Genomic DNA, 14,649 nt, shown 5'->3' with positions numbered 1-14,649 from the left:
TTATTAAAATTCAAAATACGTATAGTTTAGAAAAAAGTTCTAGACTCACATTTTTATCAAATGAAACTCCTAAAAATGGTCGTTTTCAATAAAAACTCTATCAATAATAACAGACCTGCCAATAGTACCAGGATTCTATATTTTTCTTCATAATTATAGAACTTAAACTCTTCTATATCTGTCTTTTCCAGTTTATTAATTTCTTCATAAATCTGTTCCAGCTTTTTATTATTCGTCGCTCTAAAATACTTCCCTTTTGTTACTTTGGCAATCTCTTTAAGAAGTTCTTCATCAATCTCTACCTTTGTCCTCCCATAGATAAAAGATCCATCTCTTGCGATGTCTACGGGGCCTATTGCTATACCATTTGTTCCTAAACCAATGGTATAGGTTTTGATTCCATATTCAAGCGCTAACTCTGAAGCAATGGTAGGATCAATAAATCCAGCATTATTAGAACCATCAGTTAATAGAATAATAACTTTACTTTTTGCTTTACTATCCTTTAATCTATTCACTGATGTTGCAAGACCCATCCCAATAGCAGTTCCTCCTTCGAGGACCCCATTGTATTGTATATCCTTCAACGCACTAAGTACAATGGATTTATCACTAGTTATAGGTGTCTTAGTATAGCTTTCCCCAGCATATAAGACTAATCCTATACGGTCGTTAGGTCTTCCCTGTACAAACTCTGCAGCTACTTCTTTTAGTGCCTCCAGTCGATTTGGTTTCAGGTCTTTAGACAACATACTACCTGATACATCAATTGTCATTACAATATCAATTCCTTTAGTTGTTTTAGTTCTTGTAGATACATCTACAGTTCTTGGTCTTGCTAAAGCAATGATGATTAATGATAAGGCAAGTAACCTCATTACGATTAACAATGGTTTTAGTTTTATTAACCAACTACTTGACACCTTGAATCCCTTAATGCTAGAAATTTTAAGTGCTGCCTGTTGTTTATTCCATTTCCAGAAATACCAAACAATAACGAGTGGTAGTAATAAAAATAACCAAAAAAACTGCGGATTTTCAAATACAATATTTCCAAACATAGCTACTCCGCGCTTTTAAGTTCAACTGAATTTATAATCCGCTTAGCTACATCCGTCGCGTAGCGATCTTCTTTATCATATACCACAATTACCTGTTGAAACCCTCCGTTTTCTGCAAAATTAAGCATCTCATATTCATTTTTCTGATTCTTTTTACTTACAGGATTCATAACCTCCATGGTACCAAAAACTTTTATACCCTCTGCCCCACCAAGTGTTTCATATTCTTCGTCTTTTACAGAAATGTTTTTTGCTCCTTGAGATTCAAAATACCCTACTACTCCTTCTACGATTTCATTAAGATTTATCTCTGTTGGTTCCTTATAATTGACTGTTGAAACATTTATATAAAAATTTCCAATAAGGCTTCCATATACAAACGTTTCATTGCCTCTTAGTTGCTGCTTTTGTTCTTCAGTTAATTGATATTGATTTCTAATTAAAACCTCTGGAGTAGCTACTGTAACAGGCGGAGATCCATAAGCACTGCTCATCCATTCTCCTTCTGCTAATTCTTTTGTTGGATGTCCTAATATCGAATCTTTTACGGTGTCAAAACCTTTGATCAAAATAAAAATAAGCAACGTAATCATAAGGAGTATAACTCCAGCAATACTGCCAAAAGCAATAAGTCGTATTCGCTTTTTTTCGGCCTTGTTCCTACGATATTCTTCATCTGCTAATAATTCTTCTTCTGTAGGCTCCGGAATTGCATCTTTAGTTTCGTTTATCACTTTTTCTATCACATTGCGATCTGCTTTCGCGGTGATTACATCAGGTTTAGAATTAGCAAATTTAGCCATATCAGCTGTTTTAAGTACAGCTTTAAGCTCTTTAATGGTATTTGTATCCAGATTTAAAGATCCATATTTAATTTCGTGATCCAAGCGTGCTATTAGCTCATCTGTGGTACTCTCCATCGCATGATCATATACTTCGTCGTCAATATACTTACGTGCAGTATCACTTAACTTTGAATAATATTCCTTATGTGAATCCTGCTCTAACAAATGCGATTCATCAATTTGCTTTAAGGCCAGAATAGCTTTTTCATAAGGCGGCAATTCATTTAATGCCTTTTTTTGCTTTTTCTTACGAGAGAAATAGATAATGAATACAATGATAGTTATTACAATTAGTCCTAAAATGAAATAGGTGATGAATGTACCAAAACGATCCCAAAACCCTCTGGTAGCATCCACTTCTACAAGGGGTTTAATCTGATACATCTTCTGTTTTGTAGTATCTACCAGTACGTCACGGACTTGTACTTGCAAAGAATCAGAAAACACCGTCTGATTACCGATCATTATTTTCTGTCTGGGTATAGTATATCGTCCCGAATCAAATTGTGTTAAGGCATATTCTTTAATCAAACTTAATTTATTACCATTCCTAGTAGTATCCGTTTTAAAAGATTCTATTACTTCTAATGGTGCAAATGTTTGCCCTTCTGGAAAAACCACTACCTCTGCAGCATCTGCCTCTATCTGCATCTTATAGCGAATTTCTCCTCCAATCTGAATGGACGTGGAATCTATACTTGTAGCCACCTGAGCAAAGCATCCGTATGTATGGAAGCTAAAACAAATGACAAAAGCACAAAACCTTAAGGTTTTGTGGGTTAATTGTGTATATATCGTTGATAATTCGTAATTCTTCATTCTTAAAATGCCCCTTATCCTCTTCGTTTAAAATATCCTAATAATTTTTTGACATAACTTTCATCGACCCGGCTACTTAATGTACCCGATCCACTTCTGTTAAAACTGTCACTAAAATACGCAACACGCTCTTTATAGTATGCAGCATAGTTAATTCTGGTTTTCTTTGAACCTGTATTGACTAACAATAATTCTCCGGTCTCTTCATCTTCCATCTGCACGATTCCAAGATTAGGAATCTCTTCTTCTCTCTGATCGTATATTCTTATTCCTGTAACGTCATGTCTACCTCCAACGATCTTTAATGTTTGTTGGTAGTCTTCTGTAATAAAATCAGAAAGGATAAAAACAATAGCTTTCTTTTTCATCACGTTAGACATAAATTTTAGCGCTTCGGTTATATTCGTCAGTTTACTCTTTGGTTCGTGCTCTAGTAGCTCTCTGATAATCCTCAACACATGGGATCTTCCTTTTTTTGGAGGAATAAACAATTCAATTTGATCCGTAAATAAAATCAATCCTATTTTATCATTATTTTGTGTTGCAGAAAACGCTAAAGTAGCAGCAATCTCGGTAATAATTTCTTTTTTGAACTTCTGTTTGGTTCCAAAAAGTTGCGACCCTGACACATCTACCATTAGCATCATGGTAAGCTCTCTTTCTTCCTCAAAGACTTTTACATACGGCTCATTATATCTGGCGGTTACATTCCAATCAATACTTCTTACATCATCTCCAAACTGATATTGTCGTACTTCACTAAATGTCATACCTCTTCCTTTGAAGGTAGAATGATATTCTCCTCCAAAAATATGATCACTCAAGCGACGTGTCTTGATTTCAATCTTTCGAACTTTTTTTAGTAACTCTTTAGTATCCATGAAATTCGGTCATTGACCTCATTTTAGTACGCAGTTTAAAACACTGGGTATTTAGATTAAATATTTGTAATGAAATTGTAATATTCCGTGTAAAAATAATGTCATTATAAACTATTTACTACATCGTAAAAGTGCACCTAAGGCACTTCAATCTCATTTACTATTTTATTGATAATATCTTCTGAAGTTATATTTTCTGCCTCTGCCTCATAGGTAATCCCAATACGATGACGTAATATATCGTGTACTACCGCTCTTACATCTTCTGGTATTACATACCCTCTCCGTTTGATAAATGCGTAGCATTTTGCCGCTGTGGCCATGTTAATACTTCCTCTGGGAGATGCTCCAAAACTGATTAAAGGTTTTAGCTCTTCAAGTCCATATTTTTCAGGATATCGTGTTGCAAAAATAATATCAAGTATATATTTTTCTATTTTTTCGTCCATGTAAACTTCCTTTACAGCCTTCTGTGCCTTAAGGATTTGTTCCATAGAAACTACCGGATTTACTTGCTCATATGTTCCTTTTAGATTAGCGCGAACTATTAATTGCTCTTCTTCCAGTTTTGGATAATCAATTACAGTTTTCAGCATGAATCGATCCACTTGCGCTTCTGGTAACGCATAGGTTCCTTCTTGTTCCACGGGATTCATCGTTGCCATAACCAAAAATGGTTTGTCCAGGTGAAAAGTTTCATCCCCAATGGTTACTTGCTTTTCTTGCATAGCCTCCAGTAATGCACTCTGTACTTTAGCTGGTGCACGGTTGATCTCATCTGCTAATACAAAATTGGCAAATATCGGTCCTTTCTTAATCAGAAAATCTCCTTCCTTCATATTATAAATAAGAGTTCCTGTCACATCTGCAGGTAACAAATCAGGGGTAAATTGTATCCTACTAAAACTCCCGTGAACCGCTTTTGCTAATGTATTAATAGCCAATGTTTTTGCTAACCCAGGAACCCCTTCAAGCAAAATATGACCCTGACCTAGCAATCCGATAAGTAAACACTCCACCATGTGCTTTTGTCCCACAATAACTTTTTTCATTTCTAAGGTCAGTAAATCTACAAACGCAGATTCTTGCTGTATCTTTTGATTGATTGAAGCGATATCTACAGAACTATTTTCTTCCATTTATTATTTTTTTAAAGGCGTGAATTTAACATTCTTAACTCAACATTGCAAGTTGTTGAATTATTTTCTTTTCGTTGTTAATTATTGGTTAAAAATAAAAGTTAAAAATACGCCGAAACCCATATTTTGCTGTATATTTAACTCTTTTTATCATAAAATAAACAAAGTAAATTTCATTGCCATCAGCAATGATCTATCAAAAGACGGTAGCTCTTTCTAAGTGTTGCATTTTATTGGGATTTTAAGATAAAAAAAACATCTTTTTTGTCATATCCAGTTTTTGGATTTTTCTTAACAGCTATTTCCGAAGCCAATGAGATTATAGACGTGAAACTATGTTTATATGTTTATTTGTCTTGCCATTGAATTCGTTTTGATTTTAATTAAAAAATTTAAACCTAAAACAGAGTAAATATCAGTATTTATGAAAACAGCATTTATCACAGGAGCGACTAGCGGTATCGGACGCTCCACTGCTATAGAACTAGCAAAACACAAGATCAATCTGGTTATTTGTGGAAGAAGGCAGGATCGATTAGATAAGTTGCAGAGCGAACTCCAAGAAGAGGTAAATGTACATACCCTTTGTTTTGATGTACGTGATAAAGAGGCAGTATTTAAGAGCATTGAGTCGTTACCCATATCATTCGACAGTATCGATATCCTAATTAATAATGCAGGAAATGCTCATGGTCTGAGCTCCTTACAAAATGGCGATATTGACGATTGGGATGCTATGATCGATATTAATGTAAAGGGATTACTCTATGTTTCTAAAGCTATTATTCCAAAAATGATTGCTAATTCTTCTGGACATATTATCAATATTGGTTCTATAGCAGGCAAAGAAGTATACCCCAAAGGCAATGTGTATTGTGCCAGTAAACATGCTGTAGATGCAATTAATAAGGGAATGCGTATAGATCTTAATAAATACGGTATTAAGGTAGGGGCTATCCATCCGGGATTAGTAGAAACAGAATTCAGTAATGTTCGTTTTAAAGGAGATGACACTAAAGCTGATGCTGTTTACAAAGGTTTTGACCCTCTGACTCCAGAAGATATCGCTGAGATTATAACATTTGTAGTCACCAGGCCATATCATGTAGATATAGCTGATCTTGTTGTGTTTCCCACAGCTCAAGCGAATAGTACTATTATAAATAAGAATATTTAGTATTCTTTAATTTATTAGTTACTTTTATTCCCAATTCATTCAAAGAGTTAGAAAATTACATGTTGACAAAAATTCGGCATGAATATATGATATAGTGATTAATAAACGCCTTCTTATTAAAAATTTACTGGCGCATAATGACGAAAATAGTTTTTATGACAAGAAGCGTAAACTCAATATTGGCGAAAAAGAAGGTAAAGCCAAATTCCTAAAACACATCTGCGCACTATCTAATTCTAATCCTAAAAACAACTCTTACATTGTAATCGGAGTAGAGGATGAAAATAATAAAATTATAGGTGTTGATTTTTTTGATGATAGTAAAATTCAGAATTTGGTGAATGCATATATGTCTAATCCACCAATCGTATCGTATGAAAACATCCCTTTCCCTCATCTACCCAGTGATAAAGTGGTAGGATTAGTATCTATTCGTTCTAATGATGGACAACTCTGTTCTTTACGCAAAAACATTTGGAAATATTATGGAGGTACTGTTTTCTTCAGAGACGGGAGTATCAGCATGCCCAAAGTATTTGATATTGTAATCAAAGATGTCAACTCAGAGATTGTAAATGCAATAGAAAGTCATGCACAAAACAATATAGAACTTACACTGGACGGGGTTTTTGACTTTATGAATTCCAGAAAAGACTACAACCCTAATTACAAGGTTTTTAAAGAATATTTTGTGGTATGCTGGGCAGGAAAAGAAAAAAAAGTGAACGGGGATACTTATTGTTCCAGAGTTGACATCGAATTGATCAACGAACAAGTAAAGCTATTTTACTCACAATTTGATGAAGTTAGCATTACGATAACAGAAGATGAGTTCAAAATTATTGAATTTGTGCAGTTAGGGCTACAAAATACATACAAATATTATCCCTTAGAGGAAGTTACTATTAAATTTAAGGATAATGTAAGTTATGATATAGAAAATAAATTATTATTTGACCCCCCACAATTTGATAAAAAAGTCTTACATCATTTATACAATAGTAACCATGCACTAGTAGAAAAACTTAAGAAAAAGATATCTCTAACAAAAAACGAAGAAAAAGATATTATTAATCTTCCTTCTACTTATTTAATTTGTTATTTTAACGATTTTAGCAACGCAAAAGAAAAATTAGAAGAGGCTCAACCTTATTTAAAAAATTATTCTGATAAAAAAGTGTATGATTTATATAAAGAAAGTATTCGGATTTTAAGAAAAGTAAGATATAATTAAACAAACGTATTTTAAACCCAAAATAGGGAGCATATACATATTATGAGCAGAACAATCGTATTTGGAGATATACATGGTGCATTAAAGGCATTAAAACAATTAATTAATAAAGCGAATATAACAACTGATGATACTTTAATTTTTTTAGGAGATTATGTAGATGGGTGGAGTGATAGTGCACAGCTTGTTTCTTTTCTTATAGAATTACAAAAAACTCATACTTGTGTATTTATACGTGGGAATCATGATGAGCTATGTTACACTTGGCTCACAGAAGATACTTATAATCCAGATTGGATGATTCATGGCGGACAAGCTACTATAGACTCTTATAAAAAACTATCAAAAGAAGAAATCGATACGCATCTTCATTTTTATAAACATCTAACGGATTATTATACAGATGATCATAATCGATTATTTCTACATGCTGGTTTTACTAATATAAATGGCCCCAATAAAGAATTTTTTAGCAAGCTGTTTTACTGGGATAGAACCTTATGGGAAACGGCTTTAGCTCTGGATCCAAAACTAGAAAAGACAGCTCTCAACTATCCAAAGCGTTTATTACTTTTTGATGAAATTTATATTGGTCATACACCTGTGACCAGAATTAACCAAACTGTTCCGGTACAAGCTGCATGTGTTTGGAATATAGATACAGGAGCGGCTTTTAAAGGTCCTATGACCGCTATTGATATTGATACTAAGGAATTTTGGCAAAGTGATCCTGCATATCAATTGTATCCAGATGAAAAAGGAAGAAATTAACGACTTCTTTAAAAAACAAATCGAATACTACCTACATCATATCACATACTAGTTTTATGACATTCTTTTATTATTTTCATCTTATATTGTCACCTTATACTTATAAAATTATAAGTTAATCAACTTTAATATAGTACGAAAAACTATTTTTCTTTACACAAATTCACAAACTCATTAAAAATCACTCTTTCGAGTGATTTTTTTTGTTTTGTGTTTACCTTAAGGATTAATCATACACAAAGAGGTAAACAAATCTCATATTATGAAAAATCTATTATATACATGCTTATCATATAAGGTAGTATTACTTTTTATAGGATTTACAGGAACCCTAAACGCACAAAATAACTGTAGTCAGTTTTACCCTTCAGAAATAGGAAAAACAATGATATTACATCATTATAATCACAAGAATAAACTTTCATCCAAAACAGCATATAGTGTAGCCAACATAAATTCATCTGGTTCAAAAACAGAAATAACTATGAATATGGATTTAATCGATGGTAAAAGAAATAACTCAATTTCAAAAGCCGAATTTAAAATCACATGTGATGGAGAAACTACTTATCTTGATCCTGAGTCTATCATTTCGCCTCAATTATTTAGTCAATATGAAGGTATGGAGTACACAATAGATGGCACAGATATTTCTATACCCAACTTGTTAACTGTAGGTCAGGAATTACCTGACGGTCAAGTAACCATGTCAGTAAATGTAGGCGGCATGGGAATAACTATGGATATTAAACTCCTCAATAGAACTGTTACTGCAAAAGAAAACATACGTACCAATGCTGGCTCTTTTGACTGTTATCTAATTGAATATACCAACGAAACCAAGATGAGCATGGGAATAAGACAAACACTTGCTGTAAAACAATGGATAGCTAAAGATGCAGGTCTTGTTAAACAAGAAACCAGAAAACAAAATGGTAAACTAATGACAAAAAGCATCCTAGAACAATACAACTAAATCTTTTTAATTAGCGTAAGATAATTACTTCCTTCTCAAAAGCACAGTAACAATCCGGTTACAATAAAATAACCGGATATGTCATTGAGCACAACATCCTTGTTCGTTTTTGGTACAGATTTTTTAGATATCGATTAGTATCATTATATAATATTTTCTGAAAAGAACATCAGAAAACGATTTTTAATAATCTGTTTTAGTTAATGTATTACTTGTAGAAAATGTTACCTTAATTTTTCAGTTTTAACATTTATATTACTAAAAATTCTTCTTGAAAATTATCTATAAAATTGGTGATATACTTTTTACCAACATCTTCATTTCTAATGACCAGATAATGGGTTCTTTTAAGCCCTTGCCTTCCTATTTTTTTAAATCGAAAATCCTCTGATAGTTTAAAAGAGGCCAATGCCCATTTAGGAATACACATAATACCCATATTAGCATTCACCATTTCCAGAGAAACTTCTGTAAGTGGTATGGCAGAAACTTTTGACGGCATCACTTGGGCAGGTCTCAGAAAATGTTCAAAAACAGACACTGTATCTAATGGAAAAGAGTGAATAATTAAATGGATATTCTCAAAATCTTTAGCTGTTATGTATTTAATATCAGCTAATGGATGTTCTTTATGCATCACAGCAAAAATCTCATCGTCAAAAACAGGAATACCCGATAATTCTTTTGCATCAGGTATGCTACTTACTAAAGCGATATCAATCTCTCTCGTAAGCATTTTAGCAATAGGTTGATGCGTAGCGTTCAAAATCAGATCAATCTCAATTTCAGGATACAGAACGCCCATTTTCTGTATAAAACTTGCCAATCCTTGATAAAATGAATAACATTCTGTACTTATCTTAATTGTACCTTTAACACCTTCCTTAATTTCTGTAACTGAATTTAATCCTTTTTCCAGAGTTTCTAATAATTCATTTGCCAGTGCATACAATGCTGTTCCTTCTTCTGTAAGTTTCCAAGTATTACGGGTTCTTGTAAAAACCTTGCAACCCAGATGATTTTCTACCATTCTTAATTGGTGACTTAATGCTGATTGAGTAAGAAATAACTGCTTAGAAGAATTAGCTATATTACCAGCTTCTGCAATCGTTTTTATAAGTCTGAAATATTTGATCTCCATACTTTCAAAAATACAATAAAATAGTTCGTTACAATTTGAAAAAAAATCACAAACCGTATCAAAATCTTTCATACAAATCTTTAGGCAACTTTTATCATTTAAAATACTTTTGAAAAACTAAAAACACCACTTATGGAAAAACAAATTGAATACTACCAGAACAAATTAGCCTATGAGATGGATCCTTCTGATCTTTTTGACGCATTAGGAAATGAGGAAGATGTGATTATTATAGATACCCGAAAATCTTTTGGGTACGAAAAAGAACATATCCCAAGAGCAATCAACCTACCCCATAGAGAAATGACGATAACAAGCACCAAGCATTTAGACAAGACTAAAACCTATATTTGCTATTGTGATGGAATTGGTTGTAACGCCTCTACAAAAGGCGCCTTAAATATGGCAAAGTTAGGTTTCAAAGTCAAGGAACTTATAGGAGGCATCGTCTGGTGGAAGCTGGACGGATACGCCACAGAAGGAACAAAACCATCAGAAGGAACGATCATACAATGCGCTTGCTAATGGACTATGTAATACGATTTGCACAAAAAGAAGATATCCCACAAATTATAGAACTATGCGCAGCTCACGCAACTTATGAAAAAGCGACATATGATCGTAAGCACAAAGAAAAATTATGGATCAAACATCTTTTTAGTAAAGAAAAGGCGTTTATCTGTCTTGTGGTTGAAACTAAGAAAAAGCTGATTGGGTATACTACTTTTATGAAACAATATAGCACGTGGGATTCCCAATTCTACATCTATCTAGATTGTCTTTACCTCAACGAAAACACAAGAGGGATGGGCATAGGACTGAAGTTAATGGACAAAGTGAAACAATATGCAATATCGCAACACTGTGATTGTATTCAATGGCAAACTCCTATATTTAACACCCCTGCTATACAATTTTATCAACGATTGGGTGCTCTGTCAAAACAGAAGGAACGTTTTATCTGGAAGGTATAATTTATACAGAAATCACCTCATTTTCTGTAAGCAATTCTTCTTGTCTCAAACGCAATAGAATCTGAGCAACTGCAACGGTATCCTTCTCACAATAGATAACGATTCGATCTATATCCTGAGCTTCATAATATACCTGCCGTACCTGACTACCATCGATGTCATCTTTAGGAGAAGGTATTCCTAGAATATGGGTCAATAATTTAAGCGAAGTATAATGTTTATAATCTCCGAATTTCCATAAATCCAAGGTATCCAGATGTGTAACTTCCCACGGTTTCTTACCAAACAAGTCTAATTTAGAAGGTAACGAAATCCCATGGATAATCATTCTTCTGGCTATAAATGGAAAATCAAATTCTTTGCCATTGTGTGCACATAACAAATGCTGTTGTTGACTAAAATGAGTTTCTACTAATTTTTTAAAATCGATTAATAAAGGTTTTTCTTCTCCGTAAAAAGAGGTAGTTCTAAAAGATCGTTTATTATCTTTATTGGCGAAGTACCCAACAGAAATACATATTATTTTGCCAAATTCTGCCCAGATACCTGCCCTCTCGTAAAATTCATCAGCGGTAACATCATCCTTACGCTGATATTTTGTTTTATCCGCCCACAGATATTTCATTTCATCACTTAGGTCGTTGTAATCAGAATACTCAGGCACTGTTTCTATATCTAAAAACAAAACATGTTCCAAATTAATTTTATGAAGCATTCTCTAACATTTTATAAGCTTCTTCTATGTAAATAAAGAAGTCATTCGTAAATGATTTTCCAGGCATAAACTCTCCTCTTTTATGTCCTAATCGCACAATAATCACGTCATCCTCTGGGATACAGATTACATATTGCCCAAGAATTCCGCGCATCGCAAATATTTCTTTACCCAAATGATCTGATAACCAAAGGCCATACCCATACATATCATCCTGCTCAAATCGTTTTTTGGTAGCTAGTTCAACAAAATCTTCTGTCAAAATTTGTTTTCCGGCATACCTCCCTTTATTTTTAAACATAACACCAAAACGAGCAAAATCTCTGGCATTACCAGCAATGCAGCAGTAGGCTTTTTCCATTCCATTTTCCTCACTATCTACCTGCCATAGGCCATCTTGCTCCATACCCATAGGTTTCCAAAAATTTTCACTCAAATACGCTGACAACGTTTTACCAGTAGCTTTCTCGATTACCATGCCTAGTAATTGTGTATTGCCGCTTAAATACTTATAAGATTTTCCCGGTTCCTCTATGATATCTAAACCTAGCATTACATCTCTAAGGTCAGGATCGTAATAAGCTCTGGCAGTAATGGAGAACGGACTGCTGTAATGTTCTGTCCAGTCAAGTCCTGAGGACATAGAAGAAAGATCTCCAATGGTTGTCTTTGCAGCTAACCCTTCAGAAAACTTTGGTAAAAAATCACTTATTGGTTGATCTAAACTTTTGATAGACCCATCCTTTATAGCTTTACCAAGCATTGCTGTAATAATGCTTTTTGCCATAGAAAAAGAGTTTGTTTTTGATGTTGTCCCATACCCTTCATCATAGTTTTCATACCATATTTTTTCATCTTTAATCACCATAAAAGCGACAGTTCCCAATGCTGCATTAGTTGCAACTAAGCGTTCTGTTGGCGCTATTGTGTTGTATTCTTTATGTAACTCCCAGGGGATAGACTCTGCTCCTTTGGCTATTGTATGATTATCAAAATAAGTATGATCATCTATATATGCGGTAGTATGTCCAGTAAGATAAACGACCCTAATCCCTTTTAGGATATAGTCATAATCAAAAATATATAGTAACAGCACCCCTAATACTACAGTAAGAAGAAACCCTTTTAACAGTATTTTAATGATTTTCATAACTATGGTATTTTGATTAAACTTATCTAAATTCCTACGCTAATCAACTAATATAAGCGTGTTATTAGAACAAGGATTGTTGTTTTGCTGGACTTTCATGCGCTAATAACCATTTCTTTCTCCATAAACCACCTGCATATCCCGTCAGTGAACCATCGCTTCCAATAACTCTATGGCAAGGTACTACAACCCATAAAGGATTTTTACCATTTGCAGTTGCCGCAGCTCGTATTACTTTAGGATCTCCTAAGCGTTTAGCAATATCCAGATAACTCACCGTTTTACCATAAGGGATCTTTGATAATTCATTCCACACTTTTTTCTGAAAATCGGTTCCTGAAGGATGTAATTGTAGATCAAAATCAGTTCTATCACCTGTAAAATAATCTTTTAGCTGAATAGCTGCTTCTTCTAAAAAATCCGGAATTTCAAGATCCTTCTCTTCTACAGCATTTTCTACAATTATAATATCTGTAATACCTTGCTCATTTGCTGTGATAGACGCTATCCCTAAAGGAGTTTCTATGTAAACTCTTTTGATCATTCTTCGGTATCCTTATCCAGAATTCCTAATTTCTTTGCTCGATTCTCCCAGTTTTTTCGGGCTAATTCCTGCAAATTAGCATGACTATCACTCTCATCTACAATCTCTAATCCCAGTAACGTTTCAATGACGTCCTCCATAGTAACAACACCACTGATAGATCCATATTCGTCTACTACAAGTGTAATATGCTCTTTTTGTTCCACCAACTTTTCAAATAAATCCGGCACTGCAATATTTCTGTCCACCGTAATTAATTTTCTCTTAAGATCTACTAATTTTTTTGTGTGATGATCTTCTGCCATCTCTCTAAAAACTTCATCTTTTAATATATATCCTGTAATATTATCAGGATTATTCTGGAAAACAGGTATTCTGGAAAAACGTAACTCTTTATTAGCCTCAAAAAATGTGGCAAGATCCTGTTCTTCTGGTGCAATTTTTAATACACTTCGTGGCGTCATTATATCCTTTGCAAAAATAGTATTAAAATTGAGTAAATTTTTAATCACCTTAGATTCTGATTCTTCAAAAACACCTTCTTCATGAGCAATATCAGCCATGACAGAAAAATCTTCTCTGCTTAATATACTTCCATGACCTTTTCCTCCGATAAGTTTTGTGGTTAACTGCAAGATCCATAAAATCCCTGTCCATTTTAAAGGAAAAATCAAAAATTTTAATGCCTTTGATGTAAAGTTAGCTAATTGCTTCCAATAAGTTGCGCCGATAGTTTTAGGAATGATCTCTGATGCAATAAGAATAAGCAACGTCATTACAGCAGACACTATTAACACACCATTCCCCTCATCACCAAATGCTTTTTTTGCCTGTACCCCAACAAGGATAGCACCTACTGTATGTGCAATAGTATTAATTGTCAAAATCGCAATCAAAGGCTTATCAACATCCTTTTTTAATTCTTCTAATGAGAGCGCATAGGATTTACCTTCTTTCTTTTTCACATTAATAAAAGTAGCAGTTACACTTAACAAAACTGCCTCCAAAATTGAACATAAAAATGAGAAAAAGATGGATCCAACTCCATAAACAATTAATAATGCCATAATATTTTTATTAGAAATGCTAATGTACATAATTGATTTGAAACCTTATTGTAAGGGTTTTAAGTGTTACATGTAAGAATTCATAAAGTATTCTTAAATCTTAAGATCTTGATTGCAAATCAAAAGCTGATAAAGCTATCTTTGCCGCCTTAAAA

The 14,649-nt window shown here is 33.7% G+C and carries 15 protein-coding genes; 6 read left to right on the top strand and 9 right to left on the bottom strand.

Translation table 11 applies throughout. The features are described from left to right. Positions 1-56: 56 nt before the first annotated feature. The 4 genes from ABD816_RS03865 to ABD816_RS03850 form a co-directional block, all read right to left on the bottom strand. Entirely contained in the window at positions 57-1,061 is a 1,005-nt protein-coding gene (locus ABD816_RS03865; RefSeq protein WP_344924930.1) for a vWA domain-containing protein, read from the bottom strand. A 2-nt stretch (positions 1,062-1,063) separates the two neighbouring features. Next, a complete protein-coding gene (locus tag ABD816_RS03860; protein WP_344924927.1) occupies positions 1,064-2,725 on the bottom strand; it encodes a DUF4381 domain-containing protein in 1,662 nt (553 codons plus the stop codon). Between the two features lie 14 nt (positions 2,726-2,739). Then, on the bottom strand, positions 2,740-3,606 hold the full coding sequence (locus ABD816_RS03855; RefSeq protein ID WP_344924926.1) for a DUF58 domain-containing protein: 867 nt from the start codon (positions 3,604-3,606) through the stop codon (positions 2,740-2,742). Positions 3,607-3,743: 137 nt separating this feature from the next. Beyond that, positions 3,744-4,745 (bottom strand): AAA family ATPase, encoded by a 1,002-nt coding sequence (locus ABD816_RS03850; protein ID WP_344924924.1) that lies wholly within the window; start codon positions 4,743-4,745, stop codon positions 3,744-3,746. Between the two features lie 424 nt (positions 4,746-5,169). On the opposite strand from ABD816_RS03850, the gene ABD816_RS03845 reads away from it, so the two are divergent. The 4 genes from ABD816_RS03845 to ABD816_RS03830 all read left to right on the top strand — a co-directional run bounded on the left by ABD816_RS03845 (position 5,170) and on the right by ABD816_RS03830 (position 8,903). Continuing rightward, the gene (locus ABD816_RS03845; protein WP_344924921.1) at positions 5,170-5,922 is read left to right on the top strand and encodes an SDR family NAD(P)-dependent oxidoreductase; all 753 of its coding nucleotides are present in this window, start codon (positions 5,170-5,172) and stop codon (positions 5,920-5,922) included. Positions 5,923-6,016: 94 nt separating this feature from the next. Next, complete coding sequence (locus tag ABD816_RS03840) at positions 6,017-7,156, top strand: ATP-binding protein (protein WP_344924920.1); 1,140 nt, start codon at positions 6,017-6,019, stop codon at positions 7,154-7,156. A 42-nt stretch (positions 7,157-7,198) separates the two neighbouring features. Continuing rightward, positions 7,199-7,927, top strand: a complete 729-nt coding sequence (locus tag ABD816_RS03835; protein ID WP_344924919.1) for a metallophosphoesterase — start codon at positions 7,199-7,201, stop codon at positions 7,925-7,927. A gap of 262 nt (positions 7,928-8,189) precedes the next feature. Continuing rightward, positions 8,190-8,903 (top strand): TapB family protein, encoded by a 714-nt coding sequence (locus ABD816_RS03830; RefSeq protein ID WP_344924918.1) that lies wholly within the window; start codon positions 8,190-8,192, stop codon positions 8,901-8,903. 250 nt (positions 8,904-9,153) lie between these two features. Here the strand turns inward: ABD816_RS03830 and ABD816_RS03825 are convergent, their stop codons facing one another. Then, entirely contained in the window at positions 9,154-10,116 is a 963-nt protein-coding gene (locus ABD816_RS03825) for a LysR family transcriptional regulator (RefSeq protein ID WP_344924916.1), read from the bottom strand. 60 nt (positions 10,117-10,176) lie between these two features. On the opposite strand from ABD816_RS03825, the gene ABD816_RS03820 reads away from it, so the two are divergent. Both ABD816_RS03820 and ABD816_RS03815 read left to right on the top strand, forming a co-directional pair. Further along, entirely contained in the window at positions 10,177-10,569 is a 393-nt protein-coding gene (locus tag ABD816_RS03820) for a rhodanese-like domain-containing protein (RefSeq protein ID WP_344924914.1), read from the top strand. Continuing rightward, positions 10,569-11,018 (top strand): GNAT family N-acetyltransferase, encoded by a 450-nt coding sequence (locus tag ABD816_RS03815; protein WP_344924912.1) that lies wholly within the window; start codon positions 10,569-10,571, stop codon positions 11,016-11,018. The genes ABD816_RS03820 and ABD816_RS03815 overlap by 1 nt, the downstream gene beginning before the upstream one ends. Before the next feature lies 1 nt (position 11,019). Here the strand turns inward: ABD816_RS03815 and ABD816_RS03810 are convergent, their stop codons facing one another. The 4 genes from ABD816_RS03810 to ABD816_RS03795 all read right to left on the bottom strand — a co-directional run bounded on the left by ABD816_RS03810 (position 11,020) and on the right by ABD816_RS03795 (position 14,494). Continuing rightward, a complete protein-coding gene (locus ABD816_RS03810) occupies positions 11,020-11,733 on the bottom strand; it encodes a 3'-5' exonuclease (RefSeq protein ID WP_344924910.1) in 714 nt (237 codons plus the stop codon). Next, on the bottom strand, positions 11,723-12,883 hold the full coding sequence (locus tag ABD816_RS03805; protein WP_344924908.1) for a serine hydrolase domain-containing protein: 1,161 nt from the start codon (positions 12,881-12,883) through the stop codon (positions 11,723-11,725). The genes ABD816_RS03810 and ABD816_RS03805 overlap by 11 nt, the downstream gene beginning before the upstream one ends. A gap of 64 nt (positions 12,884-12,947) precedes the next feature. After that, positions 12,948-13,424, bottom strand: a complete 477-nt coding sequence (locus ABD816_RS03800) for a methylated-DNA--[protein]-cysteine S-methyltransferase (protein ID WP_425549105.1) — start codon at positions 13,422-13,424, stop codon at positions 12,948-12,950. After that, a complete protein-coding gene (locus ABD816_RS03795; RefSeq protein ID WP_344924906.1) occupies positions 13,424-14,494 on the bottom strand; it encodes a CNNM domain-containing protein in 1,071 nt (356 codons plus the stop codon). The genes ABD816_RS03800 and ABD816_RS03795 overlap by 1 nt, the downstream gene beginning before the upstream one ends. Positions 14,495-14,649 lie beyond the last annotated feature (155 nt).

Origin of the sequence: Aquimarina addita (assembly GCF_039539305.1) — a bacterium.
Classification (GTDB): domain Bacteria; phylum Bacteroidota; class Bacteroidia; order Flavobacteriales; family Flavobacteriaceae; genus Aquimarina; species Aquimarina addita.
This window is presented reverse-complemented; position numbering and strand designations above follow the sequence as displayed.